Raw genomic sequence first — 20,283 nt, forward strand, 5'->3', positions numbered from 1 at the left:
TGTTTTTGTCCCATGAGGTAGACTTACGCCGGCGTAATGTCAACATTTCCGGACGCGGGCGAACCTTTTTCCCTCCCGTGCCCGCGGGAACGATCAACCCTGCCCCGGACAGCCGCTGATCGGGCCTGTCCGGGGCAGGGTGGTTTGCATTGCTAGGCCGCCTCTCCGTTTTCGCCGGACTCGGCGAAACGGCGGTTCCAGCCGGTCAGGACCGAGAAGAGCAGCACCGCCAGCAACGCCCAGGAGTAGGGATTGTACAGGGCAGCGCTGATGGGCGGCGCCGCGATGCCGTAACTCTCGGCCGCGCTGTAGAGAGCGCCGTACCAGGCTGCCACGGCGATATGCCAGGGCAGGATGAAGAAGACCGTGCACACCGCGCAATCCATGAGATTGGCGCGCCGCGCCGCCGCCAGGCGGAATTTTTCGCCCATGGGACGTACCAGGCTGGGGCCCACCAGAAGTTCCGCCGGTGCATTGGCCGAAATGGGAATGGACGCCAGAATGGTCACCCCCACGATGAAGAGTTCGGCCTGGCGCACGGTGGCCACCACGCTTTTCCGGGCGAACTCCAGAATCTTGCCCATGATGCCGCATTCCACAAGAATCTGGGTCACGGCCAGAATCAGGATGGCGAAGATGATGGCCCCCACCACGCCGTCGATGCCGGACTGGATGATGCCCGTGGAGCCCCCGGCCTTGGCCGGGATGCCGAAAATATCGCCGGGCTTGAGCGTGCCCGCGCAAATGCCCGCCAGGGCCGCGGTCACGTTGCCGTAAATCAGGGCTTCAATGATATGCCTGCCGCGCAGGGCCGCAACCACGACCACCACCAGGGCCAGCAGCATGAACACGCCCGACGGATTCAGCGTGGCTTTGATTTCGGGCAGCACGCGCACCTCTCCGCCGCCGCCGAACATCAGAAAGACGATGCCCGAGATGACGGCCGCGCTCATGGCCAGCGGAAAACGGCTGCGCACCACCTCGCGCATGCTCGCGCCCTGAGTATACGCGGAAACAATGGTCGTGTCCGACACCGGGGCCAGATTGTCCCCGAAGGCCGCGCCGGACAGGATAGCCAGGCCGAGCATGGCCGGGTCCGCCCCCAGAAAGTAGCCCGCCGGGTACAGCACGGGCGTCAGGGCGATGCAGGTGCCCGTGCTGGTGCCCGTGCCCAGCGCGAAAAGCATGGCCGCCAGGAAGACCAGCAGGGTGAAGACCGCGCCCTGCGCCCCGGTGGTCATGCCCAGCCAGAGCAGACCGTTGACCAGGCCCCCGGCGGCCATGAGTTTGCCGAAAACCCCGGCGAACAGCCAGGCCGTAACGATGACGATGCCCGTCTTGTCGCCGATGCCGCGCATGGCGGCCTTGCAGTATTCCGCCTTGTCGCGGGCGAAAAACAGCCCCACGGCCAGGGCCAGCCAGGCGCAGGCCCAGAAAGGCTTGGTGCCGCCGCGCCCGGCCACGGAGAGCCAGACCAGGCCAATGACAAGAATGGTCAGAGGCACCAGCCCGCCCAGCATGCCGCCGTACATCCGCAGTGTTTTTTCCTGCATGGTCCTTTTCCTTGTGCTTGTCCCGGCTGAGCCGGGAAACTGCCGCGCGCCGGTTCCCATGGCGGAAGCGGCGCGCGGCAGGGGCGTTTATGACTTCTGCCGGAAGGAATCCAGATAGGCATAGAGCGCCGGGGAACCGCCGGTATGCAGGAAAAGCAGGTTCGCGCCTTTTTTGAAATGATCCTTGCGCACCAGGTCCATCAAACCGGACATGGCCTTGCCCGAATAGACCGGGTCCAGCAGGATGCTTTCGGTGCGCGCCAGGAGCTTGACCGCCTCCACCATGGCGTCGGTGGGCAGGGAGTAGCCCGGCCCCACGTAATCGTCATAGGCCACCACGGCATCGCGCGGAATATCCATGCTCACGCCCATGTATGCGGCCGTGTCCCGCATGAGCTTGTGCACAGCCTCTTCCTGCACGGGCTTTTTGCGGTTCACGCCGATGCCCGTGACCGGAATGTTCATGTGGCAGCCCAACAGGCCCAACAGAAAGCCCGCATGCGTGCCCGCGCTGCCGCTGGGCACGATGATGTGATCGAAGTTGAGGCCCCGCTCGAACATCTGTTGCATGAGCTCCTGGGCGCACTGCACGTAGCCCAGCGCGCCCACGGGATTGGAGGCCCCGCCGGGCACGATGTAGGGCTTGCGGCCCTCACGCCGCAGCATCTCGGCCTTTTTCTCCATTTCAGCGGCCATGTTGCTGCCGCCGGGCACCACGCTGATGGAACTCACGCCCATCAGTTGGTAGAGAAAATTGTTGCCCGAGGCTTCGGGCCTGTAGCTGCCGGGCACGCGCTCCTCCAGCACCAGATGGCAGTCCAGGCCTTCCTTGACCGCCCAGGAAAGAGTCAGGCGGCAATGGTTGGACTGCACGGCCCCGCAGGTGATGATGGTGTCCGCGCCCTGGGCCAGGGCGTCGGCAATGGAGAAATCCAGCTTGCGGGTCTTGTTGCCGCCGCCCGCGCCGGGCAGCAGGTCGTCCCGCTTGATCCAGATGTTGGCCTTGTTGCCCAGGGCCCTGCTGAAGGCGGGCAGGAATTCCAGCGGCGTGGCCTCTTGCACATAGCCGCGACGGGCGAAGCGAGCCAGATTCATACAGTTTCCTCCTGAATCAGATGTTTGTTGTTCAGCCGTTGTCCGGCCACCGGGGAACGCCCCTGATGGCTGTTGCCGGAAAAAATCAATGTGGGGAGGTACGCCCCTTGGCCATGTCCACCACGGCCCGCGCCAGTACATCGGCGGCATCCACCTGGGGGCAGTCCGCCCGCGCGCCGATGACACCGAGTTCCGTACAGGCGACGATCAGCACCGCCGCCCCCCTGCTCCGCACGTGCCCGGCTATCTCCGCAAAGGCCGCGCGCGCCGCCTCGCCCGCGCGGCCCGCCTTGACATCTTTGATGACCTGCAAAAGGCGTTGCTCCCACGGACCGTCGGCATACAGGGGGGTCAGGCCCAAGGCCGCGCAGGGGCCTTCGTAAAGGCCGGTGAGCCGCACCGCCGGCGAAGCCAGGATGCCCGCCGCGCCGCCCGGCGCGAGTTCCGACGCGGCCCTGGCCGTGAGTTCAACCATATTGAGCACCGGAATGCCCACAGCCGCCCGCACCTCGCCGTAATAGTTGTGCGCCGTGTTGCAGGCCATACACAGAAAATCCGCGCCCCAGGCCTCCAGCCGCCGCGCCATGTCCGCCAGGCACGGGCCGGGAGAAACGCCGCCGCCCTCCAGCAGGGCCTTGATGCGCGAGGGCACCTTGGGGTTGTTGTCCACAATGCAGCGCACATGGTCCGCGTCGTCGCGGGCGTCGGTATGGGCGATGATGCGGCGCATCAGATCCACCGTGGCCTCGGGCCCCATGCCGCCGAGAATGCCCGCCGTCTTTTCCTTCATGGTTTTGTCCTCCACGATGCTCAGACGTTCATGGCCGCCCCGCGCGCGGGGTCCATATCCGTTTCCAAACGCGAAACCACAATGGCCCCCGTGGCATCGCCCAGCACATTGATGGTGGTGCGCGCCATGTCCATGACCCGGTCCACCCCGGCCACCAGGGCGATGGCTTCCAAGGGAATGCCCACCTGCGTGAAGACCATGGTGATCATGATCAGCGCCGCCCCCGGCACGCCCATGGAGCCGATGGAGGCCAGAAGCGCCATAAGGACGACGGTCAGCTGCTTGTCCAGCGGCATGGGGATGCCGTAGATCTCAGCCGCGAAAATGGCCACGATGCCCATGTAGATGGCGGCCCCGTCCATATTGATGGTATTGCCCAGGGGGATGGAGAAGCTGGAGACGCTCCGGGAGGCTCCGAGCTTCTGCACGCTCATGAGGTTGGAGGAGAGGGCCGCCGCGCTGGAGCAGGTGGTAAAGGCAATGAGCAGGGGCTCGCTGATGCCGCGCAGGAAATGTCCGGGCCTGACGCCGCTGAACTTCACGCAGGGAAAATAGACCAGCAGTATTTGCAGGATGCAGGCCAGATACATGACGGCCACCAGCTTGATGAGCGGCAGCAGCACTTCCAGCCCGTGGGTGGCGACGGTATAGGCCATAAGCCCGAAAACACCGATGGGCGCATAAAGCATGACCATGGAGGTCACGCGGATCATCACTTCGGCCATGCCGTCAAAAAACGCCGTGACGACCCTGACTTTTTCGCCGCAGATACTGAGGGAAAAACCCAGCAACACGGCAAAGAAAATAATTTGCAGCATATTGCCCTTGCTCAGGGCCTCAACAGGATTGATAGGCACGATGCCGAGCAGCACTTGGGTGAGACTCGGAGGGACCACGTCCTTGGCCTTGAGGCCGGTGGTGGAAAGATCAAGCCCCAGACCCGGCTGAAAGATATTGGCGAGGATCAGGCCGATGATGATGGCCACGGCTGTGCTGGCGAAATAATAAACCAGGGTTTTTCCTGCCACGCGGCCCAGGCGGCCGATGTCCCCCACGCTGGCCGCGCCCGCCACCAGCGTAGCCAACACCAGCGGCACCACCACCATGCGCACAAGGTTGATGAACAACTGCCCCAGGGGTTTGAACCACTGCGGGTCCATGTTCCAGTACTGGGCGGATGCGCCCGCCATGATGCCCAAAACCATGCCGATGCCCATCTGGGTCGGCAAACTTATTCTCCTTTTCCCGCTCATACTCGCTCCTCACGTCGGGCCGCGGCGTGCGTCCCGGCAGAAGGTTCACCGTCGCCGACGGGCGGCGGCCTGGGTTTACGGAAATATTCCGGCGCTCCTTGTTAAAAGTTAAATGTTAACATTTGATGTAATTAATTTGTGTCCTTTGTCACAAGTGCTGTCAACAAAAAAATCTCCCGTAATTTTTTATTGACATCCGCCAAACCTGGCGCTACTCACTTTTCAACAACGGAGTTTTACGTCATGTCCCGATTTGTTCCCGCCACCGCTTCCTCGTACGCCGCCGGCTTCAGCTGGTATTTTTTTGCGTACTTTACCGAAGCCTGTGGTCGGGAACTTCGCTGACGTCCATTGTCCGCAAGTTCAAAGGGCCGCAGGCATACCACCTGCGGCCCTTTTTTGTTTTCGGCCGCAGGCGGGCTGTCCGCAAAACATGCTGACACGCAACAAGAAAGGAGTTTCCCATGTACCTCGGCAAAAAAGTCCGTCTGGAGCGCATCATCAATCGTGAGAACGGCCGCACCATCATCGTGCCCATGGACCACGGCGTCACCCTCGGCGCGGTGGAGGGTCTGATCGACATGCGCGAGGCCGTCAACGACATGGCCATGGGCGGCGCGGACGCGGTGCTCATGCACAAGGGCCTGGTGCGCTGCTCCCACCGCAACGCGGGCAAGGACGTGGGCCTCATCGTCCATCTTTCCGCCTCCACGGCCCTCTCGCCCTGCGGCAACACCAAAACCCTGGTGGGCACCGTGGAAGAAGGCATCAAGCACGGCGCGGATTGCGTCTCCGTGCACATCAACCTGGGCGACCCCAACGAGCGCCTGATGCTCACCGACCTGGGCCGGGTGGCCGAAGCCTGCGACAACTGGCATATGCCCCTGTTGGCCATGGTTTACGCGCGCGGCCCGCAGGTGAAGAACAGCTACGATCCCGAAGTGGTGGCCCACTGCGCCCGCGTGGGCGTGGAGTTGGGCGCGGACATCGTCAAGGTGCCCTACACCGGCGACATCGAGAGCTTCTCCGACGTGGTTTCGGCCTGCTGCGTGCCTGTGGTCATCGCGGGCGGCGAACGCATGGAATCCACCCGCCAGATTCTGGAAATGGTCCATGATTCCCTCAAGGCGGGCGGCGCGGGCATTTCCGTGGGCCGCAACGTCTTCCAGCATCCCAGCCGCGTGAATCTGGTCAAGGCCCTGCGCTCCATCGTGCACGAGGACGCCGACGTGGATCAGGCCCTCAAGGTCGTGGGAGAGTAGGCTCCATGTCCCGCATCTATTTCCGTTGCGCGCCCTTTGACAAAGGGCAGGTCACTCTGGCTCTGGAATCCGGCGTGGACGGCGTCATCGTGCCGCGCGACCATGTGGAGCGGGTGGCGGCGCTGTCGCGCTGCCCGGTCTGGGCCGACGAGGACGTGGCCGTGGCGGCGCTCACGGTCAAGGCTGACGAGGAGGCCGTGCTGGCCCGTCTCAAAAACGGCGAACGCGTGGTGCTGGCGCGCGGCTGGGAGGTCATCCCGGTCGAGAATCTGCTGGCCCAGAGCGACGCGGTGCTGGCCGAAGCCGGGAGCCTGGACGAGGCCCGCCTGGCCGCGGGCATCCTGGAGCGCGGCGTGGACGGCATCGTGGTGCGGCCCGAAGCTCTCGGCGAGCTCAAGGCCATCGTGGCCCAGTGCAAGCTCTCCCAGGGCCGCGAGCATCTGCTGCCCGGCGTGATTACCCGCGTGGAACCCGTGGGCCTGGGGCACCGGGTCTGCGCGGACACCCTCTCCCTGCTGCGCCGGGGCCAGGGCATGCTGGTGGGCAATTCCAGCGCCTTCACCTTTCTGGTGCACGCCGAAACCGAACACAACGAATATGTGGCCGCGCGGCCCTTCCGGGTCAATGCCGGAGCCGTGCACGCCTACACGCGCCTGCCCCACGACAAGACCACCTATCTGGGCGAACTGCGCGCCGGGCAGGAAGTGCTCATCGTGGGCGCGGACGGCGAAACCAGCGTGGCGACTCTGGGCCGGGTCAAGATTGAGGTGCGGCCCATGCTCCTGATCGAAGCCCGGGTGGAATGTGAGGGCGGCACCAAAACCGGCGCCATCTTCCTCCAGAACGCGGAAACCATCCGGCTCACGGGCCCGGACGGCACGCCGCTGAGCGTGGTGGGCCTCAAGCCCGGCGATACGGTGCTCTGCCGCATCGACGAGGCGGGCCGTCATTTCGGCATGCGCGTGCGCGAAGAAATCCGGGAGGTCTAGGGGCATGGACGACGCCAAGGCACATTGGCCCCAGGGCCGGGATACGGAAAACGGAATGGAGGGCGCGCAACGCCTGGCCGCCATCCGCAAGGAAATCGACAGCGTGGATCTGGAGCTGCTCCGGCTTTTCAACCGCCGCGCGGACCTGAGCCTGGAAGTGGGCCGGATCAAGGCCACTGAGTCGGGCATAATCTTCAAGCCGTTGCGCGAGCGCGAAGTGCTCGACGGCTTGGCGGCCAAAAATCCCGGCCCTCTGCCGGAGGAACATCTGCGGGCCATCTGGCGGGAGATCTTCTCTTCCTCGCGCGCCCTGCAACGCCCGCAGAACGTGGCCTATCTGGGGCCGGAAGGCACCTTTTCCTATTTCGCGGGCGTGGAATATCTGGGCCACGCGGCCAGCTTTCACCCCTGCGGAGATATTACCCAGATTTTCGAGGAGGTCAGCTCCGGCCAGTGCGAACTGGGCGTGGTGCCCCTGGAAAATTCCCTCCAAGGCACGGTGGGCGTGAGTTTTGACCTTTTCCTCAAGCACGAGGTTTTCATTCAGGCCGAGCTTTTTTCGCGCATTTCGCACTGCCTGCTGAGCAACGCCCCGGCCCTGGCCGCCGTGCGCACGGTCTATTCCCACCCGCAGCCCCTGGCCCAGTGCGGCGGCTGGCTGCGCGCGCATCTGCCGGGCGCGGCCCTGATCCCGGTGGAATCCACGGCCGCGGCGGCACAGCGCGCGGCGGGCCAGCCGGACGCGGCGGCCATAGGCCACGGCAAACTGGCCGACATGCTCGGTCTGGGCGTGCTGGCCCGGCGCATTGAGGACGAGCCCGGCAACTGGACGCGTTTTGTGATCATCGGTCCCAAATCGGCCCAGCCCGGCCAGAACGGCGTGGCGCCCCGGCCCATGCCCGGCCACACCGGCGCGGACAAAACCTCCCTGCTCTTCACCCTGCCGGACAAGGCCGGTTCCCTTTCCACGGTGCTGGACCTGCTGGCCGGAAATGACATCAACATGCGCAAGCTGGAATCCCGCCCCCTGCGCGGCCAGTGCTGGAAATACGTCTTTTTCGCTGATGTGGAGAGCGATCTGGAAGACCCGCGCCACGCCGCCCTGCTGGAGCGGCTGCGCAACGCCTGCACCAGCTTCCGCATCCTGGGCAGCTATCCCACCGGCCCGCAGCTGGACCGCATGAGTCTCAGCGGGGACGACGCTTCCGACGAACAAGGTATGTAAGACCATGCTTCAAAACACAGATCAGACTTCAGTCGTTACGGTCACGGCCCCGGCCTCCAAATCCCTGTCCCACCGCTACCTCATCGGCGCGGCCCTAGCCGGGGGCGAATCCACGGTGCGCCACACCTTGGAAAGCGCGGACCTGGAATGCACCAGGGCTATTCTTTGCGGCGCGGGCGCGCGCATGGAAGCGTTCGACGCCTCCGGCAACGGGGCGGGAAACAACAGCGGCGGCTGGCGGGTTCAGGGACTGGGCGGCGCGCCGCGCGGCGGCCGGGGGCGCCCCCTGGATTGCGACGTGCGCGAATCCGGCACCACCTGCCGCCTGCTCACGGCCGTGCTGGCCGCCGGTGAGGGCCTGTTCCGCATCCACGGCTCGGAACGCATGCACGAGCGCCCCATCGGCGATCTCACCGATGCCCTGACCCGCCTGGGCGCGGGCGTGGCCTTTGAGGGCAAACCCGGCTGCCCGCCCCTGCTGCTTCAGGCCCACGGGCTGAACCCCGCCCTTGCCGACGGCATAATCCACCTGGGCATGGATATGTCCAGCCAGTATTTTTCCGGCCTGCTGCTGGCCGCGCCGTTCTGCGCCACGCCGCTCAGCGTGGAGCTGGCCGGGCGCAAAGCCGTGTCCTGGCCCTATGTGGGCCTGACCCTGCAATGTCTGACGGATTTCGGCATCAGCTTCAGCGTGGAAACGCGCAAGAACGAGGCCGCCCCCTGGCAGACCCTGCCGGAAGGAGACTGGCGCGATCTGGCCGAGGCCCGCCCCGGCTGCCTGCGCGTCACTATGCGGCCCGGCGCATACCGGCCCGGCGACTATACGGTGGAGGGCGACTGGTCCGGCGCGTCCTATTTTCTGGCCGCGGGGGCCCTGGGCCGCAGGGCCGTGCGTGTGCGGGGCCTGCGTGCCGACTCTCTGCAGGGCGACCGCGCCATGCTGGGCATCCTTCAGAAAATGGGCGCGCGTCTGGAGGTGGAGCCCGACGCGGTCACGGTGTACCCCTCCGAACTGCACGGCGTGGCCCTGGACATGGGCTCCTGCCCGGACCTGGTGCCCACGGTGGCCGTGCTGGCCGCCTTTGCCAAGGGTTCCACGCGCATCAGCAACGTGGCCCATCTGCGGATCAAGGAGTCGGACCGCATCAACGCCCCGGCCACGGAACTGGCCAAGACGGGCGTGACCGTGGACGAACTTTCGGACGGCATGCTGGTCAGCGGGACAGGGGGAACGGGGGGCATGGGCGGGCGCCTCCGCAACAGGCCCGCCGCGCCGCGTCTGCCCGAAGGCGCGACGCTTTCCGCGCATAACGACCACCGCATGGCCATGTCCCTGGCCCTGCTGGGCCTGCGCGATCCCGGCCTGCGCGTGCGCGAGCGCCTGGACGACCCCACAGTGGTGCGCAAGTCCTTCCCGCGGTTCTGGGACGTCTGGAGCCGACTGCAATGAGCCCGAGCAAAAACCTCCCCGGCGCGGCTACCCCCGCCAAAACCGTCATCATCGGGGCGACCGGACGCATGGGGGCCATGCTCTGCGCCAGGTCCCGGGCCGCCGGACTGACTGTGGCGGGCGCGGATCAGCCCCTGACGCCGGAGATTCTGGCCCCGGCCTGCGCCGGGGCGGACCTGGCCCTGATCTGCGTGCCCGCCGCCGTGTTCGAGGACGTGCTGTTGCGCGTCCGCCCGCATCTGCCGTCAAATACAGTGCTGGCCGACATTACCTCGGTCAAGGAACACCCCCTGCGCCAGATGGAGCGGCTCTGGCCCGGCCCGGTGGTGGGCACCCATCCCCTTTTCGGCCCCCAACCCGAGCCGGATGCGGACCAGCCCGTGGCCGTGATTCCCGGCCGCAACGCCACGGATAAAGATCTGGCCCTGACCGAGGGCTTTTTCACGGCCCTGGGCTGCCGAACCTTCCAGACCACGGCGGAAAAGCACGACCAGGCCATGGCCCGCATCCAGAACATGAACTTCATCACCAATCTGGCCTATTTCGCCCTGCTGGCCGGGCAGGAGGACCTGCTGCCCTTTCTCACCCCGTCCTTCCGCCGCCGCCGGAACGCGGCGCGCAAGATGCTCACCGAGGACGCGCAGCTCTTCGCCGGCCTGTTCGAGGCCAACCCCCACAGCCACGAGGCCGTGCGCCAGTACCGCCAGATGCTCAATCTGGCCGCTGCCGGAGACATCGACCTGCTCTGCCGCCGCGCCCAGTGGTGGTGGAACACGAAATAGCGTTTCCGATCCCCGCTCCGCCTTGCGCCGCCCCGCGCTTCGTGGCAGAACAGCGTATCCGGTTCCGCTTCGGCCGAACCGCAAAAATGCCTTTCGCACGGCGGTTCGCAGCCCGCGCGGCGAGCTCCGTTGCTGGGATCTCATGAAATATATTCTGCGCCACATCAAACTCATTGTCTGCTGCATCATCATCCTGGGTTTCGCCTGCGTCACGCTGGAAAGCCACCGCGCCTACAAGCAGGTTTTCGACCACAACATCCGCAGCATCTCGGAACTCGGCTCCCTGACCATCTATCATGAAATCGACAAGGCCCTGAGCATGCCCGTGGCCGTTTCCCTGTCCATGGCCAACGACAGCTTTCTGCAGGCCTGGCTTGAGGAGGAGCAAAAGCGCCCCGGCGACGCCGCGCATATCCGGCAATTACAGAATTATCTGGCGGGACTGCAAAAAAAATTCAAATACAATTCCGTCTTTGTTGTTTCCGAGGCCAGCCGGACCTATTTTCATTATGAAGGCAAATCCGGCAAAACCATCTCCCCGCGCAACGCCCGCGACGCCTGGTACTATGGCTTTGTGAACAGCGGCCGCCTCTACGGTCTGGACGTGGATATGGATGAGGCGGACCACAATGCGCTCACGGTCTTCGTCAACTGCCGCATCGACGACGACAACGGCAAGCTGCTGGGCGTCCTGGGCGTGGGCATGAAGATGCACCGCCTCCAGGACATCCTGACTTCCTATGAGCGGCGTTTCGCGCTCAAGGCCTTTCTGGTCAACGACGAGGGCGTGATTCAGGTCGCTTCGGACAGCGCGCTGATTGAGAAACGCAATCTCTTCGCCACACCGCCGCTGTCCGAACTCAAGAACAAACTGCTTGGTCACAAGGATGAAACCGAGGGGCGCTGGTCCGGCCTGGGTTCCCGGAACATCTGCATGCTGTCCCGTTATGTGGGCACTCTGGGCTGGTACCTGATTGTGGAAAAGGATACTTCCCCGCTCCGGAGCGCGTTCAGAATCCAGCTGATCCAAAGCGCGGCCACGGCCCTGCTGGTGATCGCCGCCGTTCTGCTGCTCATTTCCTATCTCATGAACCGCCACAGCAGCATGCTGCAGAAACTCGCGGTCACGGACAAACTGACCTCCCTGCCCAACCGGGGCGCGCTGGGCGACATCATCAGCCGGGAGGTGGAGGCCGCCCGCGACTGGAAGCGGACCTGCCACGCCTTTCTGTTCGACGTGGACTTCTTCAAACAGATCAACGACCGGCACGGGCACCTGACCGGTGACCGCGTGCTGGTGCTGGCGGCCCGGCTGGCCCGCGAAAATGCGGGCGAAGACGGCATGGTGGCGCGCTGGGGCGGCGATGAGTTCTTCGGCCTGATCCACGCTGACGCGGAAGAGAGCCGTGCCCTGCTGGAGCGGCTGCTGGCCGCCGTGCGCGAGCACCCGGAACTCAGGGAGCTGGGTGTTTCCTTGAGCATCGGCATGACCCGCATTGAAGAGACGGACGATGTGGACAGCCTGGTCTCACGCGCGGACGAGGCCCTGTACCATTCCAAAAACGACGGCCGGGACCGTCTCTCCTTTATCTGACCCGTTCCGGCGTTGCCGCCGCATGCCTGCGCGCGGCGCTTTCCACGGCCTCGCTTTCGCGCAGCAGCAGCGTCAGGCCCAGCGAGGCCAGCAGGCTCACGCCGAAAATGACGTCCGAGGCGGCGTAGCTGCCGGTAAGGTCATGGGAAAGTCCCATGACGGGAAAGCCCGCGCTGCGCAGAATGATGAAGATGGAAATAAACTTGTAGGACGGCAGAAAATTGCCGTTGCCGAAAAAGTAGGAAACCACGGCGGGCAGAATGGTCCACAGACCGCCGATGCAGCCGCCGAAGCTCAGGCTGAAAGCCGTCATGCTCCAGATGCCGGGCGGCAGAAAGCAGAGGCCCAGGCTCGCCGCACTGCACAGCATGACCAGACGCGCGGCGAAGAGTGGTGTGAACCGGTCGCAGACCCAGCCCCAGGCGTATTTGGCCAGGGCCGCGAACAGCGCCGCGGCGCAGGCCAGCAGCATGGCCGGGTACGCCTCCAGCCCCAGATCCGCGAAACGCGGCTTCATCTGGCTCATGATCGACGAACCGGCCATAAGAGCCATGCCGAAGGCCAGGCCCAGGAACCATGCTCGCGGCTCATGCAGCATGCCGGAAAACGAAACCTCCGCGGGAGGCCGCCTGGGACGCCGGGGCTCGCGCCGCCTGCCGTCGGGGTGCAGATGCATGGCCCGGGGCGTGTCGCGCACCAGAAACCAAGCCAGGGGAGCCAGAGCGCAGGTCAGCAGGCCCAGAACCAGATAGGCCGTGCCCGCGTCAAAATGCCGGATCAGCACCAGGCTCAGAAACGGCAGCGCCACACCGGAAAGGGACGTCCCCGCGTTGGCCAGGCCGAAGGCCCGGCCCCGGTAATGATGAAACCAGTTATTCATAAGGGCGTTGCCCACCACCCCGCCGCAGAACTGGGTGCAGACCCAGGCGACGGTGAACAGCAGGGTATAGAGCAGGATGTTCCCGGTAAGGCCCATGACCGCCGTGGCAGCGCCGCCCGCCAGCGCCCCCAGGGCCATGAGCCGCCGCAGGGAGCAGCGGGCGGAAATCGCGGCGGCCAGAGGCATGGCCAGTTGTCCCATAAGCGCGGCAAAGCCCATACTGAGATTGAGTCCCGCCCGTGTCCAGCCATGAACCTCGCACAAGGGTTCCATGAAGGCGTTCATGCAGTAGAGCACGCTGCCCTGCAGCATAAAGTTGCCGCCCATGGAAAGCAGGCTGATCTTCCATCCGTAAAACACGCTTCTCCCCCGTGCCGCGTCCGCAACGCGGCTGCGGCGCGCGCCGCCTCAGCATTCCCCGAACATGAGCTCATTGCCCACCAGCACGCCGACGACGCTGATGTCGCGCAGGCGCCGGGGGGCCACGGCCAGTGGGTTTTCTGCCAGAATGGTCATGTCCGCCAGCTTGCCCGGCTCAAGGCTGCCCTTGAGCCGCTCCTCGTGAAACTGCCGGGCCCCCCAAGTGGTCACGCTGCGCAGGGCCTCCAGCACCGGGATGGTTTGCTCTTCTCCCAGCACGCGGCCCGAAGCGGTGCGCCGGTTGACGGCCGACCAGACCGAAAGCAGCGGGTCCATGGGCGTCACGGCGGAATCGTTGTGATTGGTAAAGGGAATCCGCCGTTCAAGGGCGCTGCGCAGGGGGTTGATGCGCCCGGCCCTGTCCGGGCCGAGAAAAATCTCGTGATGCCTGTCTCCCCAGTAATAGGTATGCACCACAAAGAAGGAGGGCACCACGCCCAGCCGCCTGATGCGGTCCAGCTGGTCCTCGCGCGCGGTCTGGCAGTGAATGATGATATGACGCCTGTTCACGTCGGGCAGGGCTTTCTGGGCCTGCTCATAGGCCTCCAGCACGTCGTCGATGGCCGCGTCGCCGTTGGCGTGCACGGCGACTTGCCAGCCCTTTTTGTGGTAGCCCGTGATCAGCTCCGCCAGGGCCGCGCGCGTATGGATGGCATAGCCGCGCCACTGGCCGGGAAGCCCGGCGTCGAGAAGCTTATGGTAGGGATTGCTCAGATAGCCCGTGTAGCCCTGGATGCTGCCGTCCTGAAAGAGCTTGACCGCGCCCAGGCTGAGTTTGCCGTCACCGGTCAGCCAACCGCCCGGCGCCGGGTCGCGCGGGGCCAGGCTGAAGTCGAACAAGCCGTGCTTGGGCAGAAGCTGTACCCGGTTTCTGATGATGCCCGCCGCATGCGCCTTGAAATAATTGTGCCACATGGCCGTGGTCACGCCGCCGTCATGGGCTGTGGTCACGCCCTTGGCCAGGTAGTCCTCGCAGGCCCGGCGGGCTGAAATCAGCCACAGCTCGCCGGTCATGGCCGGAGCCGCCTCCAGCACCCTGTCCATGGCCGCGGGCTCCTCCACAAGGCCGGTCAGGGCCCCGTCCGGCCCCCGCCGGAACAGCCCGCCCGTCGGGTCCGGCGTGTCCGGGCCGATGCCCGCCGCGGCCAGGGCCAGACTGTTGCACAAGGCCGAATGCCCGGAAATGTGCCGCAGAAACAGCGGATGCTCCGGCACAAGGGCGTCCAGCTCCGCCAGACTGAAGTGGCGCTTTTCAGCCAGGCCCGTATCATCGTACCCCGCGCAGAGCAGCCATTCGCCCTTGGGCGTTTCCACGGCTCCGGCCCTGATGCGCCCGGCCAGTTCCGCCAGGGTCTTCAGACTGCCGATGGGCGCGGCAAAGGCGTCCAGATACAGGGCGTTATACATGCCCGCACGCATATAATGGCTGTGGCAGTCGTAAAAGCCGGGCAGCATGGTCCGTCCCTTGAGGTCCACGAGCCGCGTGTCCGGGCCGCGCAGGGGAGCCACGTCATCCGGTCCGCCCACCGCCGCGATTCTGTCGCCGCGCACGGCCAGGCAGGAGGCCGTGGAAGCGCGCGAGTCCATGGTCAGGATAGTTCCGTTATGATAGATATGGGTGGCGGCAGGCATAGCGCGTCCTTCTGTTTTTTTAGGGTAGTGGCGGCCTCAGCGCCGAGCCGCGGCTTTTTTCCATTCCTTGCGCAGCAGATTGAACAGGATGAACAGGCTGATGCACAGAAAAACGGCGCACACCGGCCGGGTGAGAAAGACCGTGTAGTCATTGTCGGAAATACTCAGGGCGCGGCGGAAATTGGTTTCAATGATGCCTGAGAGGATCATGGCCAGCAGCAGCGGGGCCAGCGGAATGGAAGCCTTGGTCATGATCCAGCCCAGGATGCCGAAGACCGCCATCACCCCCAGATCGAAATTGGAATTGTTCAGGGCGTAGCCGCCCACCACACAAAGCGTGGTGACCAGCGGCATGAGGATGCCGCCGGGGATGCTCACGATTTTCGAAAACACCCGTACCGATGCCATGCCCAGAACCAGCATGAAGACATTGGCCAGGAGCAGGGAAATGAAGATGCTGTAGACCAGGGCGCCCTGCTCCTGAAAAAGCAGCGGGCCGGGCGTCATGCCCTGGATCATCAGCGCGCCCAGAATGACGGCGGTAACCACGTCGCCGGGAATGCCCAGAGTCAGAAGAGGGATCAGCGCTCCGCCGGTCACGGCGTTGTTGGCCGACTCCGTCGCCGCAAGCCCCTCTATGGCCCCGTTGCCGAAGGCTTCCGGATGCCTGGAATTGCGCTTGGCTTCACTGTAGGCCGCGAACGAGGCCGTTCCCGATCCCGTGGCCGGCACAATGCCGATAAAGGTACCTATCAGCGAGCCGCGCAACAGCGCGCTTCTGTTGGCCCAGATTTCCGCAAGGGAGATGCCTTTTCTGGAAATGTTCACAGCCGAAAGACGCTTGCCGCGAAAGACGTCCTCACAGGTAAGAAAAACCTGTGAAAGCGCGTACAAGCCCACCAGAGCCGGGATCAGCGACACGCCGTTGATCAGGTTGGCGGAATCAAAGGTCAGGCGCAGATTGCCGGTGAGCGGGTCCATGCCCACCATGGCGATGAGCAGGCCGAGGCAGGCCGCGATGCAGCCCTTGAGCAACGCGCCCTCGGACAGGGTCGCCACGATGGTCAGGCCGAAAATGCCCAGGGCGAAATACTCCGGCGCGCTGAAATTCAGGGCGAAGCGCGCAAGCTGCGGGGCCACCCCTGCCAGGATGAAGCAGGAAAACACGCCGCCGACAAAGGAAGCCACGGTGGTCATTTCCAGGGCGCGCAGCGATTCCCCCCTGGCGGTCAGCCGGGGGCCTTCAAGCATGGTGGCCGCGGCCGCCGCTGTGCCCGGCGTACTGACCAGAATGGCCGTGATGGAACCGGCGTAAATGGCCCCGCAGTACATGCCGAGCAGGGAGGAAAAGGCCACCACCGGAGGCAGCCCGAAGGTCAGGGGGATGAGCAGGGCCACGCCCATGACGGCCGTGAGCCCCGGCAGGGCTCCGAACACGATGCCCAGCGCCACGCCCAGAAGATTCGCCAGCAGCGCCTCAAAGCCGCACGCCGCGGCCAGTGCCGAAAAAAAAGTATCCATAGGCTCAGCCTCAGGGAAGCGGGACGTTAAACAAAAGGGCGAAGACCAGATACAGAAAAGCGGTCATCAGGCCCGCGATCAGCAGGATGCGCCAGGGGCCGCGACAGCCCGTGAGCACCTGGGCCAGCACCAGAAAAATCAGGGTGGCGGAACAGAAGCCCGTGCCGCCCGGCCAAAGCGCGTCATAGGCGTATTCGCCAAGCCCGACAAAGCCCGCCACATAGCCGAGCACCAGCAAAATCATCAGCAGCACTTTCAGCAGCACGGGCCGTTCCGGCCACGCGGCCCGGCCCCGGACCAGAAAACTGCGGACCAGCAGAATGCAGGCCAGCACAGCCAGCAACACGGTGACTCCCGTGGGAAAGGAGGCCGGTCTGAAAAACTCGGCCGACGCTGATTCCGGCAAAAGGCGGATCTGTTGCCAGGCCACGGCGCAGATCACCAGAAGAGCCAGGGCGATGAAAAAATCCGTTTTGTTTTTCATGGGGCCTCCCGTATCCGGCGGCATACCTGGGCTGGAAGGGCGGGACGCGGGTCTTCCTTGCCGCGCCCCGCGCGAAGGATCAGTCCAGCGATTTGCGCCCGGCCAGCACGTCGTCCACCAGAGCGGAACCGGCCGCGATGACCTCGCCGAATTCCTTGGGCGGCAGATAGTCCACGGACAGGCCGATCTTCTTGAACCTGGCGATGACGTCGGGATCGGCCAGGGCCTTTTGCAGCAGGGGCTGCAAGGCGGCGATACGTTCGTCGGGCACTTTTTGGGAGGCCACCAGACCGTGCCACGAACCCATATCGATCCATTGCTCGTCTTCCGGACTCAGCCTGTCGGTGTAAATCTCGCGGAAGGTCGGCGTGTCCGGCAGCGACGGATGACGGGTCTTCCGGGTGACGGCAATGGTGGCGAAGTCGCCCGATTCCACATAGGGCAGCACATTGGTGGGCACCTGGAATCCGGCCGTGATGTGTTTGCCGAGCAGGGCCGTGGAGACCTCATGCCCGCTGCCGTAGGCCGCGTGCCGGATTTTCAGGCCGTTGTGGAAGCGTTGCAGAAGCTTGGTCAGGTAGAGGCGCTGGGTGGTAATGGCTCCGGTGCTGCCGTAGACGATATCAGCGGGGTTCTTCTGCGCGGCCTCGATAAAGGCCGGAAAATCCTTCAGCCCCGAGGCCTTGTTGACGGAAAAAGCCAACTCCATGACCGTGACCTGGGCCACGGGCTTGAAGTCTTTTTCCGTAAAACCCACATTGGTCAACTTGGGCGTGGTGCACAGCCCGCCGAATGCGGGAAAGCACAGCGTATAGCCGTCGGGCCGGGCGCGCAGCATGTCGTTGAGGCCGATAGCCTGCGCGCCGCCGGGTTTATTGATCACATTGATGGTGATCTTGAATTCTTTCTGGAAATACTCCGCCAGGATGCGGCTGGCGATGTCCACCGCGCCGCCGGGACCGAAGGGCACGATGATGTTCAGGGGGCGGTCTTGGGGGTAGTCGGCGCGGGCCTCGGACGCAAGGCCCGGCAGACAGACGCCGAGCGCGAGACAGACGGCAAGGATGAGTTTTCTCATAACTACTCCAGCGTTGAGGTTGGAGCAGTTTCATCAAGAACCATGCCAGGAATGCGCCATTCGTGAAAAAAGGCGCAGCAGCGGGCCGCGGGCGGGACCAAGGCTGTTCAGAGCAGTTCTTACGGCGATTTTTGTAACAATTCTTATGCAACTATGTAACAAAAATGCTACAAGCCGAGGCAGGGCCGCGCCTCAAGGCTGCAGCTTGCGCCAGAGCGTCATCCGGCTGATGCCCAGGCGGCGCGCCGCCGCGCCCAGATCCTGGCCCGTCGCGGCCAGAGCCGTTTCAATGATCTTCCGCTCCAGAGCCCGCACTTGCGTCCGCAGGTCAGCGGCGCAGGCTTCGCCCGGCGGGCTCTCCAAAGCCGGATCCGCGCCCTGCCAGACGCGCGCCAGAAGCCGCGCCCAATCCCGTCCGCCCGCCGTGCCCGCGCCCGTATGGTTGGCGATCAACGCCAGACGCTCCAACACGCTGAACAGCTCGCGCACATTCCCGGGCCAGGCCCGGCGCGTCAGGAGGGGACCCAGGGCCCGCTCCATCACATCCGCCGGAGGCGTCGGCCGCAGATGTTTGCGCAACCGGGAAACAGCCATGGGAACAATGTCTTCGGACCGTTCCCGCAACGGAGGCAGGGTCAGATTGAGCACATTGAGGCGATAGTACAGATCCGCCCGGAAGAGCCTGCGCCGGACAAGATCTTCCAGATCCCGGTTGGTGGCGCAGATCACCCGCACGTCCAGGGGGATGACCTGGGTGCCTCCCACCCGGACGATCTCCCTCTCCTGCAGAACGCGCAACAGGCGCCCCTGCAACAACAGCGGCAGATCACCCACCTCGTCCAGAAAAAGCGTGCCGGTATGGGCCAGTTCAAACATCCCGGCTTTGCCTTGGCGGCGCGCGCCCGTGAACGCGCCCTCCTCATAGCCGAACAGCTCGCTTTCCAGCAGACCTTCGGGAATGGCCGCGCAGTTGACCGCCACAAAGGGGCTGTCCACGCGACGGCTGCCCGCGTGAATGCTCTGGGCGAAAATTTCCTTGCCCGTGCCCGATTCGCCGCAGATCAGCAGATTGGCGTCCGTGGAGGCATAGAGCGCCGCCAGTTCCTTTACTTGCCGCATGACGGGCGAGCGGGCTTCGATATCAGCAAAGGTGTAACGCGCGGTAAAACCGCACGCCTTGAGGCTGCTGCGCAGACGGCCTTCCGCCCGCCGGATGCTTCCGGCGTCGGAAAAGGAAAAGACCAGGCCCGCGCTTTTGCCCTGAACCGCCACGGGCACCCGGTTGACGACCAGGGTCACGCCGCCGATGTCCCGGACCCGCCCCCGCTCGGCCCTGTCCGGCAGCCCTTCGCCGCCCAGAAAGCCGCCGGGAACGGCCGCGCGGATGTCCTTATCCAGCAGGTCTTCGGGCGTTCTCTTGAGCAGCCGGGCGGCGGAGGTGTTCACATGACTTACCGCGCCCTTTTCGTCCAGCACCAGCAGGCCCTCGCTCACGGCATTGAAGACGGCGTGGATGCGCGCCGCGCGCCGCCGCTCAAGCCGCCGGGCTTCCGCGATGGCGGCGGCCTCGCGCAGACAGCGCGCGGCGGTTTCTTCGTCAACTCTGAACTGGCGGGTGGAAAAGCCCAGGGGAGCCACAAAATCCCGCACATAGGTGCCGCCCACCACCAGGTCCACGGAACCCGGTTCAAGCTCTGCGGCCATGTCGCGCGCCTCCGCGCGGGAACGGAAAAGGCACTCGCGAATCTCCATGCCCAAAACCCCGGCCACGCAATCCACATCCCGCAGGGGCCCGGCGTAACGGAACCAGGCCACCCGCCGAACCTTTCCGACATCGGGCAACAGCAGGCGCAAGAGATCCATGGCCGTCATTTCAATGGCTACCACGGGCACGGCCGTATGCCGCTTCAAAAAGGCAACATTGATGCTGCGGCTTAGAAAGACGTCGCAGTCGTCGGGCGGCGTGGCCCGCGCCACGGCCACAGCCGCGTCCTCCTGTCCCACGACCACGCGCAGGCGGCAGCCCATGCGCCGGGCAATGGGCGTGAATACCGCGCCCATTTCCGGATACGGCGCGATCAGAATGCCGTGAAAGCCCTTGTCCGTACCCCCGTCGCCCGCCGTGCTCCTTGGCATGGTCCAGCCCCCCCGGCTATTTGCCGCTCCCGTGCAGAATAGCCGCAACCCGCCCGCCAAGCAATGATCAGACCGTCTCCGGCCGGGGCATGCTTCTTGCTATCTTCCCGCTGATCGCCAAAAACGCAACAGCGGGAAC

The 20,283-nt window shown here is 64.8% G+C and carries 16 protein-coding genes; 6 read left to right on the plus strand and 10 right to left on the minus strand.

All coding sequences use genetic code 11. The features are described from left to right. Window positions 1–152: 152 nt before the first annotated feature. The 4 genes from AXF13_RS11980 to AXF13_RS11995 form a co-directional block, all read right to left on the minus strand. Window positions 153–1,553 (minus strand): Na+/H+ antiporter NhaC family protein, encoded by a 1,401-nt coding sequence (locus AXF13_RS11980; protein WP_062253542.1) that lies wholly within the window; start codon window positions 1,551–1,553, stop codon window positions 153–155. Between the two features lie 87 nt (window positions 1,554–1,640). After that, window positions 1,641–2,648: a D-cysteate sulfo-lyase gene (gene cuyA, locus AXF13_RS11985; RefSeq protein WP_062253543.1), complete on the minus strand. Its 1,008-nt coding sequence runs from the start codon at window positions 2,646–2,648 to the stop codon at window positions 1,641–1,643. 85 nt (window positions 2,649–2,733) lie between these two features. Further along, complete coding sequence (cuyB, locus tag AXF13_RS11990; protein ID WP_020990272.1) at window positions 2,734–3,438, minus strand: cysteate racemase; 705 nt, start codon at window positions 3,436–3,438, stop codon at window positions 2,734–2,736. A 20-nt stretch (window positions 3,439–3,458) separates the two neighbouring features. Beyond that, complete coding sequence (locus AXF13_RS11995; protein ID WP_008683415.1) at window positions 3,459–4,691, minus strand: dicarboxylate/amino acid:cation symporter; 1,233 nt, start codon at window positions 4,689–4,691, stop codon at window positions 3,459–3,461. Between the two features lie 464 nt (window positions 4,692–5,155). Here AXF13_RS11995 and AXF13_RS12000 point away from each other — a divergent pair, with 464 nt between their 5' ends. From AXF13_RS12000 to AXF13_RS12025, 6 genes are all read left to right on the plus strand, one after another. Continuing rightward, the gene (locus AXF13_RS12000; RefSeq protein ID WP_062253545.1) at window positions 5,156–5,953 is read left to right on the plus strand and encodes a 2-amino-3,7-dideoxy-D-threo-hept-6-ulosonate synthase; all 798 of its coding nucleotides are present in this window, start codon (window positions 5,156–5,158) and stop codon (window positions 5,951–5,953) included. Between the two features lie 5 nt (window positions 5,954–5,958). After that, complete coding sequence (locus AXF13_RS12005; protein ID WP_008683412.1) at window positions 5,959–6,942, plus strand: 3-dehydroquinate synthase II family protein; 984 nt, start codon at window positions 5,959–5,961, stop codon at window positions 6,940–6,942. Between the two features lie 4 nt (window positions 6,943–6,946). Beyond that, window positions 6,947–8,167 (plus strand): prephenate dehydratase, encoded by a 1,221-nt coding sequence (pheA, locus tag AXF13_RS12010; protein ID WP_150116176.1) that lies wholly within the window; start codon window positions 6,947–6,949, stop codon window positions 8,165–8,167. A gap of 4 nt (window positions 8,168–8,171) precedes the next feature. After that, window positions 8,172–9,617 (plus strand): 3-phosphoshikimate 1-carboxyvinyltransferase, encoded by a 1,446-nt coding sequence (locus tag AXF13_RS12015; protein WP_062253547.1) that lies wholly within the window; start codon window positions 8,172–8,174, stop codon window positions 9,615–9,617. Then, on the plus strand, window positions 9,614–10,399 hold the full coding sequence (locus AXF13_RS12020) for a prephenate dehydrogenase/arogenate dehydrogenase family protein (protein ID WP_062253549.1): 786 nt from the start codon (window positions 9,614–9,616) through the stop codon (window positions 10,397–10,399). Before AXF13_RS12015 ends, AXF13_RS12020 begins: the two co-directional genes overlap by 4 nt. 142 nt (window positions 10,400–10,541) lie before the next feature. After that, entirely contained in the window at window positions 10,542–11,993 is a 1,452-nt protein-coding gene (locus AXF13_RS12025; protein ID WP_062253551.1) for a sensor domain-containing diguanylate cyclase, read from the plus strand. On the opposite strand, the gene AXF13_RS12030 is transcribed toward AXF13_RS12025, so the two are convergent. The 6 genes from AXF13_RS12030 to AXF13_RS12055 all read right to left on the minus strand — a co-directional run bounded on the left by AXF13_RS12030 (window position 11,986) and on the right by AXF13_RS12055 (window position 20,144). Next, the gene (locus tag AXF13_RS12030; RefSeq protein WP_223299917.1) at window positions 11,986–13,233 is read right to left on the minus strand and encodes an MFS transporter; all 1,248 of its coding nucleotides are present in this window, start codon (window positions 13,231–13,233) and stop codon (window positions 11,986–11,988) included. The genes AXF13_RS12025 and AXF13_RS12030 overlap by 8 nt on opposite strands. Window positions 13,234–13,281: 48 nt before the next feature. Next, window positions 13,282–14,925 carry an amidohydrolase gene (locus AXF13_RS12035; RefSeq protein ID WP_062253553.1) on the minus strand — a complete coding sequence of 548 codons (1,644 nt, stop codon included), beginning with the start codon at window positions 14,923–14,925 and terminating at the stop codon, window positions 13,282–13,284. Between the two features lie 36 nt (window positions 14,926–14,961). Then, window positions 14,962–16,446 carry a tripartite tricarboxylate transporter permease gene (locus tag AXF13_RS12040; RefSeq protein ID WP_062253556.1) on the minus strand — a complete coding sequence of 495 codons (1,485 nt, stop codon included), beginning with the start codon at window positions 16,444–16,446 and terminating at the stop codon, window positions 14,962–14,964. A gap of 10 nt (window positions 16,447–16,456) precedes the next feature. After that, the gene (locus tag AXF13_RS12045; protein ID WP_062254887.1) at window positions 16,457–16,930 is read right to left on the minus strand and encodes a tripartite tricarboxylate transporter TctB family protein; all 474 of its coding nucleotides are present in this window, start codon (window positions 16,928–16,930) and stop codon (window positions 16,457–16,459) included. A gap of 79 nt (window positions 16,931–17,009) precedes the next feature. Then, window positions 17,010–18,008, minus strand: coding sequence for a Bug family tripartite tricarboxylate transporter substrate binding protein (locus tag AXF13_RS12050; protein WP_062253558.1), 999 nt, complete (start codon window positions 18,006–18,008; stop codon window positions 17,010–17,012). Between the two features lie 192 nt (window positions 18,009–18,200). Then, window positions 18,201–20,144 (minus strand): sigma 54-interacting transcriptional regulator, encoded by a 1,944-nt coding sequence (locus AXF13_RS12055; protein ID WP_062253560.1) that lies wholly within the window; start codon window positions 20,142–20,144, stop codon window positions 18,201–18,203. Window positions 20,145–20,283: the final 139 nt, after the last annotated feature.

It is taken from the genome of Desulfovibrio fairfieldensis (genome assembly GCF_001553605.1).
GTDB lineage: Bacteria > Desulfobacterota > Desulfovibrionia > Desulfovibrionales > Desulfovibrionaceae > Desulfovibrio > Desulfovibrio fairfieldensis.

Coding starts and splice junctions, on each gene's coding strand:
- AXF13_RS12005 (WP_008683412.1), top strand. CDS start 5,959: ATGTCCCGCATCTATTTCCGTTGCGCGCCCTTTGACAAAGGGCAGGTC.
- AXF13_RS12025 (WP_062253551.1), top strand. CDS start 10,542: ATGAAATATATTCTGCGCCACATCAAACTCATTGTCTGCTGCATCATC.
- AXF13_RS12015 (WP_062253547.1), top strand. CDS start 8,172: ATGCTTCAAAACACAGATCAGACTTCAGTCGTTACGGTCACGGCCCCG.
- cuyB (WP_020990272.1), bottom strand. CDS start 3,438: ATGAAGGAAAAGACGGCGGGCATTCTCGGCGGCATGGGGCCCGAGGCC.
- AXF13_RS12050 (WP_062253558.1), bottom strand. CDS start 18,008: ATGAGAAAACTCATCCTTGCCGTCTGTCTCGCGCTCGGCGTCTGTCTG.
- AXF13_RS11980 (WP_062253542.1), bottom strand. CDS start 1,553: ATGCAGGAAAAAACACTGCGGATGTACGGCGGCATGCTGGGCGGGCTG.
- AXF13_RS12055 (WP_062253560.1), bottom strand. CDS start 20,144: ATGCCAAGGAGCACGGCGGGCGACGGGGGTACGGACAAGGGCTTTCAC.
- cuyA (WP_062253543.1), bottom strand. CDS start 2,648: ATGAATCTGGCTCGCTTCGCCCGTCGCGGCTATGTGCAAGAGGCCACG.
- AXF13_RS12020 (WP_062253549.1), top strand. CDS start 9,614: ATGAGCCCGAGCAAAAACCTCCCCGGCGCGGCTACCCCCGCCAAAACC.
- pheA (WP_150116176.1), top strand. CDS start 6,947: ATGGACGACGCCAAGGCACATTGGCCCCAGGGCCGGGATACGGAAAAC.
- AXF13_RS12040 (WP_062253556.1), bottom strand. CDS start 16,446: ATGGATACTTTTTTTTCGGCACTGGCCGCGGCGTGCGGCTTTGAGGCG.
- AXF13_RS12000 (WP_062253545.1), top strand. CDS start 5,156: ATGTACCTCGGCAAAAAAGTCCGTCTGGAGCGCATCATCAATCGTGAG.
- AXF13_RS11995 (WP_008683415.1), bottom strand. CDS start 4,691: ATGAGCGGGAAAAGGAGAATAAGTTTGCCGACCCAGATGGGCATCGGC.
- AXF13_RS12035 (WP_062253553.1), bottom strand. CDS start 14,925: ATGCCTGCCGCCACCCATATCTATCATAACGGAACTATCCTGACCATG.
- AXF13_RS12045 (WP_062254887.1), bottom strand. CDS start 16,930: ATGAAAAACAAAACGGATTTTTTCATCGCCCTGGCTCTTCTGGTGATC.